Origin of the sequence: Streptomyces bohaiensis (assembly GCF_012033785.1) — a bacterium.
GTDB classification, from domain to species: Bacteria; Actinomycetota; Actinomycetes; order Streptomycetales; family Streptomycetaceae; genus Streptomyces; species Streptomyces bohaiensis.
Map to the genome: position 1 here is coordinate 1 of NZ_JAAVJC010000081.1, position 18,707 is coordinate 18,707.

Consider the following 18,707-nt stretch of genomic DNA (forward strand, 5'->3'; position numbering starts at 1 on the left):
GGCGCAGGCGGCGCGGGGCTCGCCGGACTCGGCGGCGTCGAGGTACCAGCGGCCGGCCTCGGCCGCACGGCCCTGCTCCTCCAGCAGGGCGCCGAGGCGGAGCGCCGCGCGGCGGTGGCCGCGGGCGGCGGCGAAGCGGTACCAGGTCTCGGGCTCGTCGGCACGGGAGGCGTAGCGGTACGCGGCCTCGCGGTGGCCGCGTTCGGCGGCGACCCGGTACCAGGAGGTGGCCTCGTCCTCGCCGCGGTGGTCGAGCAGGTCGGCGAGGGCGTAGGCGGCGGAGTCGTGGCCGGCGTCGGCGGCCTGCCGGAGCCAGTACTCGGCGGCGACCTCGTCGCCGCGGTCGCGCTGCACCCGGCCGAGGGCGTGGGCAGCGGGGGCCGAACCGGCGACGGCGGCGGAGCGCCACCAGGTCAGCGCCTCCTCGGTGCGGCCCGTCTGGTGCAGGAGGAGGCCGAGGTTGTTGGCCGCGGAGCGGTCCCCCTCCGCGGCACCGGCACGCAGCGGTGCCTCGGCGCCCTCGAGGTCGCCGCGCCGCAGCAGTCGCGCCCCCTCCCGCGCGGCCGATGCAGCCCCGCTGTCGAACCTCGTCACGTCCCCCATAAGGTCCATCGTCGCACCACCTGAATGCCGCGTGCACGTTGGTTTGTGCGACGCGAGAAGTAACTTGTAGGTTTGTCGACTTCCCGATATTCAAACCGTCAAAACCCGGATCGCGAGCACAGTTGACCAACCCTGCCCGCAGTATCGCTGCCCGGTCTCCCGCATCCCATGAGCCCCGGACGCGGCAAGGTTCCGAACTGTTGCCCAACGGCTGACGCCGGGCGGTGTCCTCACCGCCCGGCGTCACCGGTACTCGTCCGCCGCCCGCAGGGGCGGTGGTTCACGGGGCCGTCGCGCCGGCTCCGTGCCCGCCGTGCGGCGGGTCGGGGTCGTGGTCGGCTCAGCCGACCGGGTTGAGCACCACCTCGGCGGTGCCGGTCAGCGGCGGCAGGCCGTCCTCACCGGGGTCGGTGTAGGAGGCGACGAACACGCCGCGGAGGTTGTCCCGTTCGGGGTCGTGACCGCCGGCGAGCGAGGTCCGGATGGAACCGGTGCATCCCGCCGCGCTGGTCATCGGGTGGCCGTGGTCGTCGTGGCCCAGGATGTAGGTCACGGTGACGCGGTTGCAGTCCACGGGCTGGTCGTCGGTGACCTTCACCTCGAAGTTCACCAGCTGGCCGAAGGAGAACTCGTCACCGGTCTGCGGGGTGACGAACTCGACGACGGGCGTCTCGTTGCCGACGACGATCCGGACCTCGGCGGAGGCCGACTTCCCGCGGTGCTTGCCGCCGACGTCGGTCACGGTCAGGTTGGCCCGGTAGACGCCGTTCTCCGTGAAGGTGTGGGTCGGGTTCTCCTTGCGGGAGTCGATCTTCCCGTCGGACTCGAAGTCCCAGGCGTACTTCAGCTTGTCGCCGTCCGGGTCGGTGGTGCCCTCGCTGGAGAAGGAGACCGTCAGCGGCGCCTGGCCGTCGGTGACGTCCGCGCTGACCTGCGGCACCGGGGCGTGGTTGCCGTTCTTGCCGATGTAGTCGATGCGGGCCAGACGGGCCTCCTCGTTCTCCGAGAAGTAGCCCTTGCCGTACTCGAGGATGTAGAGCGCGCCGTCGGGGCCGAACTCCATGTCGATCACCGAGCTGAGGTCGATGCCGGGCACGACGTCCTCGATCGCCACCTCACCGTTCTTCTGGACGTGGAAGCCCTTGATGTAGTCGCGGGTCCACTCGTAGAACAGCGGGGTGCCGTCGTACTGCTTCGGCCAGGCGACCGGGTTGCGGCCCTTGGTGGCCTTCTTGTCGTAGTCGTACGCCGGGCCGGCCATCGGACCGACACCGCCGGTGCCGAGGTCGGGGAACCTGTCCGAGATCTCGTTGCCGTAGTAGACGTCGGGCTGCTCCACCGGCGGCAGCTCCCGCAGGCCGGTGTTGCGCGGCGAGTCGTTGACGGGCTTGGCGCAGTCGAACGCCTCACCGGACTCGCCGGTGGCGAAGTCGTACTCGATGTACGGCTGGTCGGGCGTGATGCAGTACGGCCAGCCGTGGTTGCCGGGCTTCTTGGCGGCGAACCACTTGCCCTGGCCGAAGGGACCGCGGGCCGGGTCGCTGTCCTTGGCGTCGGGCGAGTAGTCGGCGACGTACAGCTCGTTGGTCCGCTGGTTGAGCTCGATGCGGAACGGGTTCCGCAGCCCCATCAGGTAGATCTCCGGCCGGGTGTCGGGCGTCCCGGCCTTGAAGAGGTTGCCCTTGGGGATGGTGTACGAGCCGTCCTTCTCGACCTTGATCCGCAGCACCTTGCCGCGCAGGTCGTTGGTGTTGGCCGAGGCGCGCTGCGCGTCGAACGCCGGGTTGGAGTCCGGGCGTTCGTCGATCGGGGTGTAGCCGTCGGACTCGAACGGGTTGGTGTCGTCACCGGTGGACAGGTACAGGTTGCCCTTGGCGTCGAAGACGATGTCCCCGCCGACGTGGCAGCAGATGCCGCGGTCCTGCTCGACGTCGATGATCTCCTGCTCGGTGCTCAGGTCGATCCTGTCGCCCTTGAGCTCGAACCGGGAGAGGCGGTTGACGCCCTTGAAGGGCTCGAAGTCCTCCGGGTCGCCGGTCCAGGGCGCCTCGCCCTCGTTGACGTCGGGGGTGGAGGGGTCGTCGATGGGGGTGTCCAGCGGCGGCGCGTAGTAGAGGTAGACCCAGCGGTTCTTCTTGCCGTCGAACTTCGGGTCGATGGCGACCGACTGGAGCCCCTCCTCGTCGTTGGTGTAGACGTCGAGTTCGCCGGCGAGCGTGTTGAGCCCGGTCTTCGGGTCGTTGAGCCACACCTGGCCGTCACGCGTGGTGTGCAGCACACGCTTGTCGGGGAGCACGGCGAGGTCGATCGGCTCGCCCGGCATGTCGTTGAGGACGACCTTCTGGAACTCCGAGTCCGCCGGGGGCGGTTCGGGGTCGCCGTGGCCGGGGTGGGCGGTGGCCGGCAGGGCGAGCATGGAGGCGGCCAGGACGGTGACCGCGGCGACGAGGCCGGATCTGCGTATCACGGGCGTTCCCTCTCGTGGGGATGGTGCAGGGTGGTTCGGGGTGCCGCTCCGCCGGGGCGGAGGGCCGGGCGGGGGATGCGGCCGGAGGAGCCCGCGGGGACTCCTCCGGCCCCCCGGTGGGGGTCCTCGGTTCCGGTCAGCGGCACTTGGGGCCGCGGAGGTACCGGTAGCCGACGCGGGCCGTCTGCAACGGGGTCACGTCGGGGGTGTCGTTCTCGACGATGTACTCCTTCACGGAGTGCGCCCGGAAGATCCGCGGGAAGTCGATGTGCCCGGTGCCGACGTCGGCGAAGCCGCCGGTCTCGGGGTTGCGGTCCTTCACGTGGTACTGGAGGGTCTTCTGCGGCGCCCGCCGGATGACCTCCAGCGCGAAGCCCTCGGGGTCCTTCACCCCGTCACCGCTCTCGATGCCGCCGCGCACCGCCCAGTAGAGGTCGATCTCCAGGTGGACCAGCCGGCGGTCGAGCCGCTCGGTCAGGATCGACCACGGGGTCCGGCCGCGGCCGAGGTCGACGGTGAACTCGTGGGCGTGGTTGTGGTAGCCGTACTTGATGCCGGCCCGCTTGGCCCGGGCGGCCTCCTCGTTCATGCGGTCCGCCCAGCGGCGCCAGTCGTCGGCGTTCTCCGAGGCGAGGTACGGCACGTTGATGTAGGACTGCCCCAGCGCCTTGGCGTTCGCGATCTTGGTGTCCAGCGCGGTGTTGGTCTCGCTGACCCCCTCGTGGCTGGAGGTCGCCTTGATGCCGAGCCGGTCGTAGAACCGGCGCAGCTCCTTGGCGGAGCGGCCGAAGTAGCCGCCGGCCTGCTCGACCCGCGGGTAGCCCGTCTTCGCGATCTCGCGGAGGGTGGCGTCGAAACCGCGCTCCCCGTTGAGGTCGTCGCGGACCGTCCACAGCTGGATGGATATCTGGCCGGGCGGGACCAGCGGACGCCCCGAGGGCTTGCGGCCCTGGGCGGGAGCGGCGGCCGGGGCGGCCGCGGCGGGCGCGGCGGCGGCGAGACCGGTGGCGGCGACCGCACCGGCGGCGGCCGTGGCCAGCGTGGAGCGGAGCACGGTGCGGCGGGAGGACCCGCGCTGGGCGAGCGAGCGTTCCAGAGGACGCTCACCGTCGAATCCGTAACACATGGCGACTCCTTGTTCTCCCGGACCGCTGCGGCTCGGCGGCGGTGCGGGTGGGGGCCGTCCCCGGGCGGGGACACGAGGTTGACGCGTGTGGTGTGACAGGGGTGCGGCTGGGACGGGTTGTGTGGGGGGTGGTGGAGCGGGGCGCTCCCGTGGGGGCGTCGAGGGGCCGGCCCGTTCGGGCGGCGGGGCGCTGTCCGGGCGGCGGTCCACCGGTGGGGGGAAGAGGTGGAGCGCCGCCCGGCGCGCGGAGTGGTGCGGCTCGGGGTGGTGCGGCTCATGAGCGATGCGGCCACGGGCCGCCGGCGGTCCTGCCGGGCGGCGCGGTGTCCGGTGCTGCGGCGGACGCGCGGGCCGGGGTGGGGCCCGGCGCGGCCGGTGGGGCGTGGTGCCGGGGCGGTCCGCTGCTCCGCCCCGGCACGTCGGAGTGGGCCTCAGCCGTCCTCGCCGTCGCGCGAGGAGCTGAACGCCGCGTCGAAGGAGGCCGAGGAGGGCTCGAAGAGCTGGCCGCGCACGTAGGCCAGGGCCTCCGGCGCGCCGTGCAGCCGGTCCATCCCGGCGTCCTCCCACTCGATGGAGATGGGGCCGCGGTAGCCGATGGTCTCCAGCGCGCGGAAGGACCGCTCCCAGGGCACGTCGCCCCGGCCGGTGGAGACGAAGTCCCAGCCGCGGCGGGGGTTGCCCCACGCCAGGTGGGACCCCATGCGGCCGTTGCGGCCGTTGCCGGTCTGGCGACGGGCGTCCTTGCAGTCCACGTGGTAGATCCGGTCGGCGAAGTCGAGCAGGAAGCCGACCGGGTCGATGTCCTGCCACACCATGTGGCTGGGGTCCCAGTTCAGACCGAACGCCTCGCGGTGCCCGATCGCCTCCAGGGTGCGGACCGTCGTCCAGTGGTCGTAGGCGATCTCCGAGGGGTGGACCTCGTGGGCGAACCGCACGCCCTCCTCGTCGAACACGTCCAGGATCGGGTTCCAGCGGTCCGCGAAGTCCTGGTAGCCGGCGTCGATGTACTCCTGGCCGACCGGCGGGAACATGGCGACGTACTGCCAGATGGAGGAGCCGGTGAAGCCGACGACGGTGTCCACGCCGAGCCGCTTGGCGGCGCGCGCGGTGTACTGGATCTCCTCGGCGGCGCGGCGCCTCACGCCCTCCCCGTCGCCGTCGCCCCACACCCGGTCCGACAGCATCGCGCGGTGGCGGTGGTCGATCGGGTTGTCGCAGACGGCCTGCCCGGTGAGGTGGTTGGAGATCGCCCACACCCCGAGGTTGTGCTGCTCCAGGATGTCGCGGCGCGACTTCAGGTACGCGTCGTCCTCCGCGGCTCGGCGGACGTCGAGGTGGTCGCCCCAGCAGGCGATCTCCAGTCCGTCGTAGCCCCACTCGGACGCCAGTCGGGCCACCTCGGTGAAGGGGAGGTCGGCCCACTGGCCGGTGAACAGGGTGATCGGTCGGCTCATCGCGCTGCCTCCGGCTCTCGGTTGGGGACGGTCTCCCCCGCGGGGGCGACCGGGGTGGTGTCGACGGCGGTCCAGGCGCTGTCCGCCGCGGCGCTGGCCTCGACGGCGGCCAGGACGCGCTGCACCGCCAGCCCGTCCGCGAAGGACGGCGCCGGGTCCTGGCCCGTGTCGATGGCGGTCAGCAGGTCGGCGGCCTGGTGCGAGAAGCCGTGCTCGTAGCCGAGCATGTGCCCCGGCGGCCACCAGGCCGACACGTAGGGGTGGTCGGGTTCGGTCACCAGGACGCGGGTGAAGCCGCGGGTGCGGGAGGGCACGGCGTCCTCGTAGAGGTGGAGGGCGTTCATGTCCTCCAGGTCGAAGGCGAGCGCCCCCTCGGTGCCGGAGATCTCGATCCGCAGCGCGTTCTTGCGGCCGGAGGCGAACCGGGTGGCGGTGAAGGTGGCGGGGGCGCCGCCGGCCAGCCGGGCGAGGAAGACGGCCGAGTCGTCCACCGTCACCCGCCCCGTCCCCGACCCGTCGGCCAGCGGACGCTCCGGGACGAAGGTGTCGGTGAGCCCGCTGACGCCGGTGACCGGCAGTCCGGTGAGGTACTGGGTGAGGTCCACCGCGTGGGCGCCGATGTCGCCCAGCGCACCGGAACCGGCGCGGTCCTTCTCCAGCCGCCAGGACATCGGGGCGTCGGCGTCGCTCAGCCAGTCCTGGAGGTACTCGGCACGGACCTGCCGGACCTGGCCGATCCGGCCCTCCGCGATCAGCTTGCGGGCGAGCGCCACCGCGGGCACCCGCCGGTAGGTGAACCCGACCATGGAGCGGACACCGGACGCCGCGGCGGTCTCGGCGGCCGCAGCCATGGTCTCGGCCTCGGCGACGGAGTTGGCCAGCGGCTTCTCGCAGAGCACGTGCTTGCCGGCCTGCAGCGCCGCGACGGCGATCTCGGCGTGGGTGTCGCCCGGGGTGCAGATGTCCACCAGCTCGACGTCGTCCCGCGCCACCAGCTCCCGCCAGTCGGTCTCGACCGCTCCCCAGTCGAACCGTCTGGCCAACTCCTGCGCCGCGGCCCGGTTGCGGCCGCCGAGGGCGACCAACCGGGGCGTCAGCGCCGGGTCGAAGAAGCTCCTGGCATTGCGCCAGCCCTGGGAATGGGCCATGCCCATGAAGGCGTAGCCCACCATCCCGATACCGATGGACCGCCGCTCGGCGCCACTCATCCTGTCTCCCTCTTCCGCCGTCTACGGCCCGTCGGGCCGCTGGTCGCTACCGCCGACCGGTTCGTCAGGACTCGAAGCCCAGGGGCATGTACTGCTCGACGTTGTCCGCGTTCACCACGGGGGCGTTGAGCACGACGCGCCGCGGGACCTCGACCTGGACCAGGTCGGCCAGGCCCTTCTCCTGCGCCAGCAGGCGCGCCAGGCGCACGCCGTCGGCGGCCTGCGTCGGCGGGTAGAGGACGGTCGCCTCCATCTCGCCGGACTCGATCCACCGCATGGCGTTGGCCGAGCCGGCGCCACCGATGAAGAAGAACTCGTCGCGGTCGGCGTTGTCGAACGCCGCCTTGACGCCGACCCCCTGGTCGTCGTCGTGGTTCCAGATGATGTCGATCTCGTTGGCCGCCTGGAGCAGGTTCGAGGCGGCCGCCTCGCCGGACTCCACGGTGAACTCGGCGGCGACGCGGCGGTCGACGTCCTGACCGCACTCGGCGAGCGCGTCCTCGAAGCCCTGGGAACGGTCCTGCGTCAACGGCAGCGAGTCGATGCCGGCGATCTCGGCGATGACGGCGTCGCCCAGGTCGTTCTCCTCCACCAGCTGGCAGGCGTAGGTGCCGGCCGAGACGCCCATGCCGTAGTTGTCGCCGAGCACCGTGGTGCGGGCGGCGAACTCGCTGGAGAACTCGCGGTCGACGTTGACGACCTGGATGCCGGCCTGCATGGCCTCGGTGGCGACCTCGGTCAGCGCGGCGCCGTCGGTGGGCAGCAGCACGATCGCGTCGACGCCGTCGTTGATGAAGGTCTCGACGTGGCTGATCTGCATCGAGGGGTCGTTGGTGCCCTCGGCGATGCGGAAGTCGATGTCGTCGTACTTCTCGGCCTCGGACTGCGCGGCGGAGTTGATCGCGGCGAGCCAGCCGTGGTCGGCGGCGGGACCGGAGAAGCCGATGACGACGGTGTCACCGGTCTCGTCGTTGTCGCTGACGGCGCTCGTGCCGCCGCCGTCGTCGTCGCTCTCCGCCGCCGGGGTGTTGGAGGTGCAGCCGACGGCCAGCGCCGCGACAGCGGTCAGCGCACCGATGCGGACGAGGTTGCGGGTGCGGCGGGATCTGGCGGTAGCGGACATGACGGTCCTGCCTTTCGGGAGCAAGAGGTGCGGCCTGGTGCGCCGGGAGTCGTCACAGCTCCGACGCGGGGGGGGGCCAGCCGGCGTGGGGCGTCGCCGGTGGTCCGAAACCGAGGAACGGGGTCGGCCCGCTGGGGCCGGGGGTGGTCCCGCAGGAACCGGTCCGCGCGCGGGGCGCGGTGCGGGGTGGCGCGGGGGACGCGGGCCGCCGGTCGCGGCGCCCGTCCCCCGCGCCCGGTCAGCCGGGTGTGGAGCGCGCCGCCATCCGCTGCTGGAGCAGCACCGCGACGACGATGATGGCGCCCTTGGCCACCGCCTGGGTGGAGGTGTCGAGGTTGTTGAGGGTGAAGATGTTGGTCAGGGTCTGGAAGATCAGCACGCCGATGACCGTCCCGACGATGGTGCCGCGACCGCCGCTGAGCAGCGTCCCGCCGATCACCACGGCGGCGATGGCGTCCAGTTCGTACATCCCACCGTGGGTGGAGGTGCCGGCGGTGGTGCGGGCCATCAGCATGACCGCGGCGAGACCGCAGGCGAGACCGAGCAGGACGTACAGCATCGTCTGGTGGCGCTTGACGTTGATGCCCGCCAGCCGCGCCGCCTCGGGGTTGCCGCCGACGGCCAGCGTGCGGCGGCCGAAGGCGGTGCGGTTGAGGACGACCCAGCCGGCGATCGCGACGAGCGCGAAGATGATCACAAGTCGCGGCACCCCGAAGAGGGAGCCCCGGAAGAAGTCCAGGAACGGACCGACCGAGACGACCTGCGTCCGCCGGCCGGCGATGATCTCCGCCAGGCCCCGTGCCGCGGCCATCATCGCCAGGGTGACGATGAAGGCCGCCATGCGTCCGTAGGCGATCAACAACCCGTTGATCAGACCGCACGCGGCTCCCACCATCAGCGCGGTGGTGACCATCACGATCCAGTGGGTGTCGTTCGCCATCGCCTGGGTGGCCAGGGTGGAGGCCCACACCGACGCCAGCGCGATGATCGCGCCGACCGACAGGTCGATGCCGCCGCCGATGATGACGAAGGTCATCCCGATCGACACCACGCCGATCACCGACGACAGGCGCAGCACGGTCATCATGTTGTCGAGGCTGGCGAACCGGTCACCGGCCGTGATGAGACCGATCAGGCACAGCAGCAGCAGGGCGATGACCAGGCCCAGGTTGCGGCCCGCGGAGCCGGAGAGCAGGGTCGTCACCCGGTCGCGGAGACCGCCACCGGCAGCGCCCTTCCCTTCCGGCACGTCCTTGCGCAGGTCCGGCCCGTCGCCGGACTCCACGGCACTCGTCTGGAGGCTCACGCCACCTCACCTTCCATCACCATGTCGAGCACCTGGTGCTCGTCGATCTCGTCGGCCGGGCAGTCGTGCACCAGGCTCCCGTCGGAAATCACCAGCACGCGGTCGGAGAGGCCGATGACCTCCTCGATCTCGCTGGAGACCACGACGACGGCGATGCCGCTCGCCGCCAGCGACCGGACCAGGGCGTAGATCTCGGTGCGGGCACCGACGTCCACGCCGCGGCTGGGCTCGTCCAGCAGCAGCACCTTGCAGTCGCGCAGCAGCCAGCGCGCCAGGACGACCTTCTGCTGGTTGCCCCCGGAGAGGGTCCCGGCGGCGCGTTCGACGTCGTTGGGGCGCAGATCGAGCGTGCCGGTGCTGTCGGCGGCCGCCTTGCGCTCGGCGTCGGAGTCCATGAAGCCGCGCCGGGTGAACCGGGGCAGGCTCGCTATCGTCACGTTGCGGTAGATCGGGTCGGCCAGCACCAGCGCCTGGCTCTTGCGCTCCTCGGGGGCGAACCCGATGCCGGCGGCCATCGCGGCACCCACCCGGCCGGGCCGCAGCCGCTTGCCCGCGACCGTGACGCTGCCGGTGGTGGGCTTGCGGGCGCCGTAGATCGTCTCCAGGATCTCGGAGCGGCCGGAGCCGACCATGCCGGCGATGCCGACGATCTCCCCGGGGCGCACCCCGAAGCTGACACCGCTGAACTCGCCGGTGCGGCCCAGCCCTTCGACCCGCAGCACCGGGTCGCCGGGGGGCGCGCCCTCGCCGCGGTCGGGGAAGACGTAGTCGATGGAGCGGCCGGTCATCAGGCGGATGACCTCCTTGGTGGGGGTGTCCGCCACCTCCAGTCCGGTGGCGACGGTGCGGCCGTCCTTGAGGACGGTGACGCGGTCGCCGATCTCCCGGATCTCCTCCAGGCGGTGGGAGATGTAGACGATCGCCACGTTCTGGGCGGTGAGGTCGCGGATGACGCGGAACAACCGGCCGACCTCCTCCTGGTCCAGGACCGCCGAGGGCTCGTCCATGACGATGAGCTTCGCGTCGTGCGAGAGGGCCCGAGCCATGGAGACGATCTGCTTGCCGGCGGCGGACATCCGCCCCACCTCGGTGGTGGGCGAGACCTCGGGGTGGCCGAGCCGGGCGAGCAGCTCCGCCGCGGCGGCGTTGGACTCACCGGCCGCGTTGAGCCCCCAGCGGTTGCGGCGCTCGTGCCCCAGGTGGATGTTCTCGGCGACGGTGAGGCCGTCGACGAGGTCCAGCTCCTGGTAGATGGTGGCGATCCCGAGCTTGATGGCTGCCTGCGGGTTCGGCAGCCGCACCTCCTCGCCCCGCCAGGTGATGCGGCCGGCGTTCGGCTGGTGGGCACCGGCGAGAACCTTGATCAGGGTCGACTTGCCGGCCCCGTTCTGGCCGAGCAGGCAGTGGACCTCGCCCGCCCGGACGTCCAGGTCGATGCCGTCCAGCGCCTTGACGCCGGGGAAGTGCTTGACGATGTCGTGCATCTGCAGCAGTGGCTGATGGTCACTGGCGCCCGCGGACTCGTCCGGCGCCTGGTGTGCGGCTCCCATGGCGCATGAACGTAGGGCCACTTTTGCCGGTGGTCAATAGAAAGTTCAGCCTTACCTGTCAGAAGGTATGCTCCGGCATGGAGGAAGATCAGGGCGTTGTACCGTGAACGCCCCCACCTTCGTGACTGCGGCATCGGATGGAAAGGCACGTCATGACCGCCACCTCCGCCAGTGGACCGCTGCCGCTCTTCGCGGTCAACGCCACGGTCGGAACAGCCGCACTGCTGGACCTCGTGAGGGACGGCCGACCCCGCACCCGTGCGGAGCTCTCGGCCGAGACGGGGCTCGCACGGTCCACGATCGCCGAACGCGTGGACCTGCTCATGAACTCGGGGCTGCTGCGCCACGCGGAGAAGGGGCGCTCGACCGGAGGGCGGCCGCCCTCGCTCTTCGCCTTCAACCCCGACGCCCGCGTGGTCCTGGTCGCGGACGTCGGCGCCACCCACGTCAAGCTCGCCGTCACCGACCTCGCTGGTCAGGTACTGATCGAGGACGACGAGGCGATCGACATCGACCGCGGGCCCGAGGTGGTCCTCGGCCACCTCCAGGAACGCGGACTGGAGCTGCTGGCGACGCTGGGGCGCTCCGCCGGCGAACTGCTGGGCATCGGCATCGGACTCCCGGGGCCGGTGGAGTTCTCCTCCGGACGCCCCACCAACCCGCCGATCATGCCCGGGTGGGACGGCTTCGACGTCCCCGGCTTCGTCCGCTCCCGCATCGACGCGCTAACACTGGTGGACAACGACGTCAACATCATGGCGCTCGGTGAACACCGGACCAACTGGCCGGACGAGTCGCAGTTCATTCTCGTCAAGGTCGCCACCGGCATCGGCAGCGGCCTGGTCATCGACAGCCGGCTGCACCGGGGCGCGCAGGGCGTCGCCGGCGACATGGGGCACGTGCGACTCCCCCACGACGCGGACGTCGCGGACGTCCTGTGCCGGTGCGGGAACATCGGCTGCCTGGAGTCGGTGGCGAGCGGCGCCGCGGTCGCCGCGCGCCTGACCGAACAGGGCGTGCCGGCCCGCGGCAGCGCCGAGGTGGTGGCGCTCGCCCGCAGCGGCTCCGTGCCGACGCTGCGCCTGGTCCGGCAGGCGGGCCGGGACATCGGGGAGGTGCTGGCCACGGCGGTCAGCCTCATCAACCCCTCCGTCGTCGTGATCGGCGGCGCACTCGCCCAGGCCGGCGAGCACCTGATCGCCGGGGTGCGGGAGGTCGTCTACCAGCGGTCGCTGCCGCTGGCGACCGAGCACCTGCGGATCGTGCAGGCCGGGCCCGACGGCCACGCCGGCATCCAGGGCGCCGCCTTCATGGTCATCGAGCACGCCCTGGCACCGAGCCAGCTGGACGCCCTGCTCACCGCCTGACCCGGCGGCTCCGGAGAGCCGCGGGGCAGGCGCCCGCTGCCGCCCCTGCCGGCAGCGGGTCGCCGCCCGGCCGGCGGGCCCGGACCCCTGCCTGCGGCCGTCCACCGCCCCCCCGCACGCGGCAGGCGACGGAACCCCTCTCCCGCGTCTGCCGGCACAACGAAACGAGGGCCCGCACCCTTTCGGATGCGGACCCTCGTCCACCTGGTAGCGGGGACAGGATTTGAACCTGCGACCTCTGGGTTATGAGCCCAGCGAGCTACCGAACTGCTCCACCCCGCGCCGTGGTCCCCTCTCGGGGGCCTCCCGCCTCGGGTTTCCCCTTGGCGACAGATGAAACATTACCACAGCGCGGGGCGGTGACCTCACGCGAGCGGGGGCGTCACTCGTCCGACGGCGTGTCACCGGAGTCGCCGGAGTCCTCGTCGGACCCCTCCGGTCGCAGCGCCTCGTCGAGCTGGCGGCTCAGTTCCTTGATCCGGTCCTGAGCCTCACCGAAGCCGGCCCAGTCGCCCTCGGCGAAGGCCTGCTCGGCCTCCTCGATGGCGTCCGAGAGCTCGCCCGCGAGTTCGGCCGGTGTCTCCGAGCCGTCGGGCTCCTGCTCGTCCTGCCCGGCGTCCGGGTCGTCCGGGTCCGCCGGCGGAGTGGCCTCCACCTCGTCGCCGGACTCGGTGACCCCGAACAGCACGTCCAGCGCCTCGCCCAGCGTCGGCTCGAACGCCAACTCGTCGCCGTAGGAGGCGAGCACCATCTGCATACGCGGATAGTTGGCGCCCGCGCCGCGGACGTAGAGCGGCTCGACGTAGAGCAGGTCGTCCTCGCCCAGGGGAATCGTCAGCAGGTTGCCGTAGTCCACCTGGGAGTCGCCCCGCGTCAGCAGGTTGATCTGCTGCGCGATGTCCGGCTCCGCGTTCCATCGCGACTGCACCTGTTGCGGACCTGGTGTGGTCGTGTTGTTGGGCAGCGTCAGGATGCGCATCCTGCCGTAGTCGTCGCTTCTCGCGTCGGCCTCGACCGCCATGTAGGCGGCGAGCGTCTCACGGTCGCGCGGGTTGAACGTGGTGGTCAGCGAGAAGCTCCGCTGGTCCTGGTCCGGCATCCGGATGGACAGGTAGTACGAGGGCACCACGGTGCCCGAGGACTCACCCGGCATCTGGGGCACGACCCAGCGCTCACCGCCCGCGAAGAACAGGCTGGCGCTGTCCACGTGGTAGCGCTGGAGCAGGTCCCGCTGGACGTTGAAGAGGTCCTGCGGGTACCGGAGGTGGGCCAGCAGCTCCTCGCTGATCTCGTCCTTCGGCGTGACCGTGCCCGGGAACGCCTTCTTCCAGGTCTGGAGGACGGGCTCGTCCTCCTCCCACTCGTAGAGGACGACCTCACCGCTGTACGCGTCCACCGTCGCCTTGACGGAGTTGCGCATGTAGTTGATCTGGTTCTGCTGCGCCAGCACCTGCCGCTGGGCGTCGGTCAGCGCCGTCTCCGTCGCCTGGTCCAGGACCGTGCGGGAGGAGTACGGGTAGCCGTTGGAGGTGGTGTAGGCGTCCACGATCCACAGCACCCGGCCGTCGACGACCGCCGGGTAGGGGTCACCGTCGAGCGAGAGCCACGGGGCGACCGCCTCGACACGCTCCTGCGGGGTGCGCTTGTAGAGGATCTTGGAACCCTCGCCGATGGCACCGGAGTACAGGATCTGCGGCTCGCCCATGGTGAGGGCGTAGGCGGCGCGGCGGAAGTAGTTGTTCAGCCCGACGCCCCCCTCACCGGTGTAGCTGTAGTCCTGCTCCTCGCCGGAGCTCGCGGGCTGCTCCTCGGTGGGCTCCTCGGACTCGGCCTGGTCCTCGCCCTCGGTCCCCTCACCCTCGGCGGCCTCGTCGGCCGCTTCCTCGTCGGTGCCGCTGTCGCCGCGGATGTAGTCCAGCTCGGGCTGCGGACCGCCGACGATCGACCAGTGGTTGGTCGCCTCGCCGAAGTAGATCCGGGGCTCGTACTCGCCGAGGTCACCGACGGGCGGCAGCTCCTTCTCCGTGAAGGAGGGGGTGCCGTTGCCGAGGATCTCGTCGCCCTTGGCCGCGACCACGCCGAAGCCGTGGGTGTAGCGGAAGTGGTCGTTGATCCAGTTCCGGTCCGGCAGGCGCTCGATGTTGATCTCACGCACACCGATGACGGTGTCCTGGTCGCCCTGGCCGTCGGCCGAGGGGTAGCGGTCCACGTCCAGCGTGCTCGCGAACTGGTAGTAGCCGCGGATCTGCTGGAGCTGCTGGAAGGCCGGGGAGATCACGTTCGGGTCGACCAGGCGGATCGAGGCGGCATCGCTGACGCTGTTGCGCAGCTCCTGCCGGTTCTCGTCGGTGACCGCCGCGGCCTCCTGGCGTCCGAAGGACTCCTTCTCGGCGGTGTCGATGCCGTAGGCCTCCTTGGTCGCCGCGAGGTGCTTCTCGATGTACGGCGTCTCCACGGCCTGCTGGTTCGGCCGCACCTGGAACTGCTGCACCAGCGCCGGGTAGACCCCGCCGATCAGCACGGCGGAGAGGACCATCAGCCCCAGGCCGATCACCGGGAGCTGCCACATCCGCCGCCACAGGGTGGCGAAGAAGAGCACCGCGCAGATGATCGCGATGATGGTGAGGATCGTCTTCGCCGGCAGGTAGGCGTTGGCGTCCACGTACCGCAGACCCGTCCAGCCGTCCGCGTTGCGGAAGTCGCTGCTCTTGAGGGCGAGTCCGTACCGGTCGAACCAGTACGCGACGGCCTTCAGCGAGACGAACAGACCGAGCAGCACCGAGAGGTGGCCGGTGGCGCCCGCGGTGATCCGGTTGCCCGGGCTGGACGCCTTGATCCCGCCGTAGAGGTAGTGCGTCACCGCCGCCGCGATCAGCGAGACGACGACCAGCGCGAACCCGATACCGAGGAGGAAGCGATAGAACGGCAGGTCGAAGGCGAAGAAGGAGATGTCACGGCCGAACTGGGCGTCGGTCACGCCGAAGGACGTGCCGTTGACCCAGGTCAGCCAGGTCCGCCACTGACCGGCCGCGGAACCGCCCGCGACCAGGCCGACCAGGACCGAGACGGCGATCAGCACCCACTTCTTGTAGGGTGCGATGCTCATCCGGTAGCGGTCGAGGTTCTGCTGCTCCGGCGACATCCCGCTCAGCGGCGGACGCATCCGGTGAGCCAGCCAGATGTTGAACCCGACCGCCAGCGCCATGAGGACGGCGAAGACGGCGAAAAGTCCGATCCGGGTGAACAGCTGTGTGGTGAAGACCCGCGTGTAGTCCACGGACTGGTACCACAGCAGGTCCGTCCAGAACCCGGCGAACATCGCGAAAAGAATGGCCAGGCCGGCAAGGATGGCCGCGGTGATCAACAGAGTCTTGGCGCCCCTCGACGGACGCCCGACCGTGAACCGCGGTACTCCTGACCCGCCCGGCCCTCCGGGGCCACGTGGGCCTCTGGGCCCGTTCGGACCTTTGGGGCCGCCCGAGCCCCGGTCCGGCATCTGGAAAGCCAAGGTGCGCACCTCTGAGATTCGCAGCGGATGAATCTGGGCTAGGGGGAAGCCCACCCTAGTAACTTACTCAAGCTTTACTCAGTTCCCGTTCCCGGGGTGGGTCACGGCACGATATAGACATGGACAACACCCACTCCGCCCCGTCCGGGGCAGGTCAGATGGCCACCGCACCACTCACCCGCGCCGTGCTGGAGATCGACGGCTACGTCTCCGGACTCGGGTGGGACAAGCCCGCCCGCCTCTTCGCCCTCGTGGACACCGCCCGGCTCCGCTCCGAGGAGCCCGCCCTCGCCGACCGTCTCGGCCTCGACCCCGCGCAGGAGGAGCCGATCGGCGGCTCGCTCACACCGGTGGAGCAGGAGGAACTGCCGCCGGACGCCCCGCTCGACGAGTTCCTCGCCACCATCGCCTGGCCCGACGCGGTCGTCGGCTGCGCGCTGACCGTGGAACGGCTGATGCTGCCGCCCGAGGCGGAGGCCGCCGTCCCCGACGAGCTGCGGGAGGAGGAGAACATCGACGCACTCACCACGTGGGTCGCCGAGCACCCCGAGCGCCAGGAGGTCCGCATGACCGTGGGCGTGCTGCGCGACGGCGAACGGGAGGCAGCGGTGCGGCTCCGCGCCAAGGACGCGGACACCGAGGTCCTCACCGGCCGCGACCTGGTGCCGGGACTGGCCGAGGCGCTGGCTGCGACCTTCGAGTCCTGACCGGCCCCTCGCGGCAGGCAGACGGGGCCCGGTGCCGACGCCGGTCGGCGTCGGCACCGGGCCCGTCCGTCACGGCCGTCGCGCGAGGCGGCGGCGGTCAGTCGTCGCAGGTGGTGAGTTCGCCGGGCTCGTCGGCGCGAATGTGCTCCAGCGCGGTCAGGGCGTCGTCCAGCGTGCCGACCGACACCAGCGTGAGGTCGTCCGGCGCGCTGCCGTCCCGGAGCGAGCGGCAGTTGGCCTCCGGCGTCAGGAAGTACTCGGCGCCCTGGTCCCGGGCGGCGATGGTCTTCATCAGCACGCCGCCGATCGGCCCGACCCGGCCGTCCTCCGCGATGGTCCCCGTCCCGGCCACGAACGTGCCGCCGGTGAGGTCCTCGGGCGTCAGCTTGTCGATGATCCCGAGCGCGAACATCAGGCCGGCGCTGGGGCCGCCGACGTCGGCCAACTCGATGTCGATCTCGAACGGGAAGACGTAGGCGGTGCCGGCCTGGATGCCGACGATCGCCCGGCCGTCGTCCTCCGCCGCCGCGGTGGTGACGGTGACGTCGAGCACCTCGTCGGCCCCCTCGTCCGCGCCCTCGTCCGCGGAGTCGCTCGCCGCGGTGGCCGCGGCCTCCTCCTCGTCGGCCGGGCGCCGCACGGTGAAGACCACCTTCTCGTCGGCGGTGTGGCGCGTCACGACCTCCGCGACCTGCGCGGGCTCGTCGATCGGCTCGCCGTCGACCTCCAGGATGACGTCGCCCGCGCGGAGTTCGCCCTCGGCGGGGCCGCCGCGGACGACCGAGTCCACGATGGTCTCGCTCTCCAGCTCGTACCCCAGCTCACGCAGCGCGACGGCCTTGGCGCTCTCCTGCGAGCGGCTGAACTCCTCCGCGTTCTCCTGGTCGACCTCGTCGGCGGTGCGGTCGTCCGGGTACAGCGTCTCGTAGGGCACGACCCCGGCGCGGGGCGACAGCCAGCCCCGCATCGCGTCCGCGACGGACATCCGGTAGTTGACGCCGGTGACGCGCACCGTCGTCATGTTGAGGTGACCGGAGGTCTCGTAGGTCTCGGTGCCCGTGATGTCGAGCACCGGCACCCCGTTGTGCTCCCCGAGCGTGTTCACGGTCGGCCCCGGGGACATCTGCGCGTACGGAACCCTCACCAGCAGCGCGGCGAACAGCAGCCCGAGGAGCAGCAGTCCCGACGTCAGCAGGGTGGCGATGCGGCGTGGCATGGATCGACAGTACGGGATGGCCCCGTCAGCCGTCCGCCGGGGCGGGCGAGGTCAGCGGGGTCGGCGCCGGCGCGGGAGCGGGGCGCTCCCCGACGCGGGTCGGCCGCTCCATCGCGGCGCGGAACGCCTCGTGACCCCGGACCCCCGACGCGTCGCGCCCGCCACCGACCCCCGAGCGCCTGCGGGTTGCCCACGAGCCCCAGAGCGCCGCCAGCAGTGATGCGATGACCGGGAAGAACAACCAGACCAACGCCGCCATGAGTACCTCCCACCTGGACCGTCCCAGAAGCAGTTCCCTGTGCTGCCGGAAGACCAACGCTGGTCCCGTGCAAGGGGTCCTGCAACCGCTCCGGACGCCGCCCCCGGGGCCCGGCGGAGGTGTCCGCGGCGAGGCGCACCGGCGCGCTCACGGCAACTCGCAGGCGGCCACCCACTCCCGTGATCCGTCCGCGAACGTCTGGTGCTTCCAGATGGGAACGTCCCGCTTGAGGTCGTCAATGAGCCTGCGGCAGGCGGCGAATGCCTCCTCGCGGTGCGGGCAGGCCACCGCGACGACGACCGCGACATCCCCGACGCGCAGTTCACCCACCCGGTGGACGGCGGCCAGCACACGGACCGGGAAGTCGGCCGCGACGGCTTCCGCGACCTCCCTCAGCCGAGCCGCCGCGGAGGGGTGCGCCTCGTACGCCAATGAGGTGACGGCCGCCCCGTCGGCGTGTCCGTCGTGGTCCCGGACGGTGCCGACGAACAACGCGGTGCCGCCCGCCTCGGTGTGCGGGACGGCGTCGAACACCTCGTCCAGGGAGATCGGGGTCTCGCGGACGGCCAGCAGACGGATGGGCTCCTCGGTCCTCATGCGCACCATGCTCCCCCACCGGCGGCCCGGGCCGGTGCGCCGCCCCACCCGCCGGTCACCGCGGGCGGGCGGGGGTGCGGCAGGCGGGCCCGTCAGCGGCGGCGGCGGCGTGCACCACCGCGTCCACCCACCCCTCGACCAGGGCGAGTGCGGTCTCCAGCCGCGCCAGCGCCGCCTTCTGCTCGGGGGTGTCCTCCGGCTGGAACAGTCCCTGCT

Annotated in this window: 14 protein-coding genes, 1 tRNA gene and 1 pseudogene; 2 read left to right on the forward strand and 14 right to left on the reverse strand. The window is 71.5% G+C overall.

The annotated features are described in order from the left end of the window. The 8 genes from HCN52_RS11780 to HCN52_RS11815 all read right to left on the reverse strand — a co-directional run. On the reverse strand, window positions 1-603 hold a 603-nt coding region (locus HCN52_RS11780; RefSeq protein WP_168088375.1), incomplete at its 3' end, for an SEL1-like repeat protein. 340 nt (window positions 604-943) lie between these two features. Then, on the reverse strand, window positions 944-3,070 hold the full coding sequence (locus tag HCN52_RS11785; RefSeq protein WP_168088376.1) for a PQQ-dependent sugar dehydrogenase: 2,127 nt from the start codon (window positions 3,068-3,070) through the stop codon (window positions 944-946). A gap of 136 nt (window positions 3,071-3,206) precedes the next feature. Further along, window positions 3,207-4,196, reverse strand: a complete 990-nt coding sequence (locus HCN52_RS11790) for a sugar phosphate isomerase/epimerase family protein (protein WP_168088377.1) — start codon at window positions 4,194-4,196, stop codon at window positions 3,207-3,209. Window positions 4,197-4,627: 431 nt separating this feature from the next. Continuing rightward, window positions 4,628-5,650: a sugar phosphate isomerase/epimerase family protein gene (locus HCN52_RS11795; RefSeq protein WP_168088378.1), complete on the reverse strand. Its 1,023-nt coding sequence runs from the start codon at window positions 5,648-5,650 to the stop codon at window positions 4,628-4,630. After that, on the reverse strand, window positions 5,647-6,858 hold the full coding sequence (locus tag HCN52_RS11800; RefSeq protein ID WP_168088379.1) for a Gfo/Idh/MocA family protein: 1,212 nt from the start codon (window positions 6,856-6,858) through the stop codon (window positions 5,647-5,649). Before HCN52_RS11800 ends, HCN52_RS11795 begins: the two co-directional genes overlap by 4 nt. Before the next feature lie 64 nt (window positions 6,859-6,922). Then, entirely contained in the window at window positions 6,923-7,981 is a 1,059-nt protein-coding gene (locus HCN52_RS11805; RefSeq protein ID WP_168088380.1) for a substrate-binding domain-containing protein, read from the reverse strand. Between the two features lie 238 nt (window positions 7,982-8,219). Continuing rightward, on the reverse strand, window positions 8,220-9,287 hold the full coding sequence (locus HCN52_RS11810) for an ABC transporter permease (protein ID WP_376767118.1): 1,068 nt from the start codon (window positions 9,285-9,287) through the stop codon (window positions 8,220-8,222). Next, on the reverse strand, window positions 9,284-10,771 hold the full coding sequence (locus tag HCN52_RS11815; RefSeq protein ID WP_168088385.1) for a sugar ABC transporter ATP-binding protein: 1,488 nt from the start codon (window positions 10,769-10,771) through the stop codon (window positions 9,284-9,286). Before HCN52_RS11815 ends, HCN52_RS11810 begins: the two co-directional genes overlap by 4 nt. A gap of 218 nt (window positions 10,772-10,989) precedes the next feature. On the opposite strand from HCN52_RS11815, the gene HCN52_RS11820 reads away from it, so the two are divergent. Continuing rightward, a complete protein-coding gene (locus tag HCN52_RS11820) occupies window positions 10,990-12,204 on the forward strand; it encodes an ROK family transcriptional regulator (RefSeq protein WP_168088381.1) in 1,215 nt (404 codons plus the stop codon). Between the two features lie 205 nt (window positions 12,205-12,409). On the opposite strand, the gene HCN52_RS11825 is transcribed toward HCN52_RS11820, so the two are convergent. Then, window positions 12,410-12,486, reverse strand: a tRNA-Met gene (locus HCN52_RS11825). 100 nt (window positions 12,487-12,586) lie between these two features. After that, window positions 12,587-15,700, reverse strand: a complete 3,114-nt coding sequence (locus tag HCN52_RS11830) for a UPF0182 family membrane protein (protein ID WP_168088386.1) — start codon at window positions 15,698-15,700, stop codon at window positions 12,587-12,589. A gap of 131 nt (window positions 15,701-15,831) precedes the next feature. On the opposite strand from HCN52_RS11830, the gene HCN52_RS11835 reads away from it, so the two are divergent. Beyond that, window positions 15,832-16,419, forward strand: a complete 588-nt coding sequence (locus tag HCN52_RS11835; RefSeq protein WP_245175059.1) for a PPA1309 family protein — start codon at window positions 15,832-15,834, stop codon at window positions 16,417-16,419. Window positions 16,420-16,516: 97 nt separating this feature from the next. On the opposite strand, the gene HCN52_RS11840 is transcribed toward HCN52_RS11835, so the two are convergent. The 4 genes and pseudogenes from HCN52_RS11840 to HCN52_RS11855 form a co-directional block, all read right to left on the reverse strand. After that, window positions 16,517-17,635, reverse strand: a complete 1,119-nt coding sequence (locus HCN52_RS11840) for a YlbL family protein (RefSeq protein WP_168088382.1) — start codon at window positions 17,633-17,635, stop codon at window positions 16,517-16,519. 25 nt (window positions 17,636-17,660) lie between these two features. Continuing rightward, window positions 17,661-17,894 carry a hypothetical protein gene (locus tag HCN52_RS11845; protein ID WP_168088374.1) on the reverse strand — a complete coding sequence of 78 codons (234 nt, stop codon included), beginning with the start codon at window positions 17,892-17,894 and terminating at the stop codon, window positions 17,661-17,663. 147 nt (window positions 17,895-18,041) lie between these two features. Further along, entirely contained in the window at window positions 18,042-18,491 is a 450-nt protein-coding gene (locus tag HCN52_RS11850) for a molybdenum cofactor biosynthesis protein MoaE (protein ID WP_245175060.1), read from the reverse strand. An 82-nt stretch (window positions 18,492-18,573) separates the two neighbouring features. Further along, window positions 18,574-18,707, reverse strand: a pseudogene (locus HCN52_RS11855) (zinc-dependent metalloprotease); the annotation flags it as partial.

What these genes read in the sequence shown, in the direction of transcription:
- HCN52_RS11790 (WP_168088377.1), bottom strand. Translation starts at nt 4,196, where the DNA reads ATGTGTTACGGATTCGACGGTGAGCGTCCTCTGGAACGCTCGCTCGCC.
- HCN52_RS11795 (WP_168088378.1), bottom strand. Translation starts at nt 5,650, where the DNA reads ATGAGCCGACCGATCACCCTGTTCACCGGCCAGTGGGCCGACCTCCCC.
- HCN52_RS11800 (WP_168088379.1), bottom strand. Translation starts at nt 6,858, where the DNA reads ATGAGTGGCGCCGAGCGGCGGTCCATCGGTATCGGGATGGTGGGCTAC.
- HCN52_RS11805 (WP_168088380.1), bottom strand. Translation starts at nt 7,981, where the DNA reads ATGTCCGCTACCGCCAGATCCCGCCGCACCCGCAACCTCGTCCGCATC.
- HCN52_RS11815 (WP_168088385.1), bottom strand. Translation starts at nt 10,771, where the DNA reads ATGCACGACATCGTCAAGCACTTCCCCGGCGTCAAGGCGCTGGACGGC.
- HCN52_RS11820 (WP_168088381.1), top strand. Translation starts at nt 10,990, where the DNA reads ATGACCGCCACCTCCGCCAGTGGACCGCTGCCGCTCTTCGCGGTCAAC.
- HCN52_RS11830 (WP_168088386.1), bottom strand. Translation starts at nt 15,700, where the DNA reads ATGCCGGACCGGGGCTCGGGCGGCCCCAAAGGTCCGAACGGGCCCAGA.
- HCN52_RS11835 (WP_245175059.1), top strand. Translation starts at nt 15,832, where the DNA reads ATGGACAACACCCACTCCGCCCCGTCCGGGGCAGGTCAGATGGCCACC.
- HCN52_RS11840 (WP_168088382.1), bottom strand. Translation starts at nt 17,635, where the DNA reads ATGCCACGCCGCATCGCCACCCTGCTGACGTCGGGACTGCTGCTCCTC.
- HCN52_RS11845 (WP_168088374.1), bottom strand. Translation starts at nt 17,894, where the DNA reads ATGGCGGCGTTGGTCTGGTTGTTCTTCCCGGTCATCGCATCACTGCTG.
- HCN52_RS11850 (WP_245175060.1), bottom strand. Translation starts at nt 18,491, where the DNA reads ATGAGGACCGAGGAGCCCATCCGTCTGCTGGCCGTCCGCGAGACCCCG.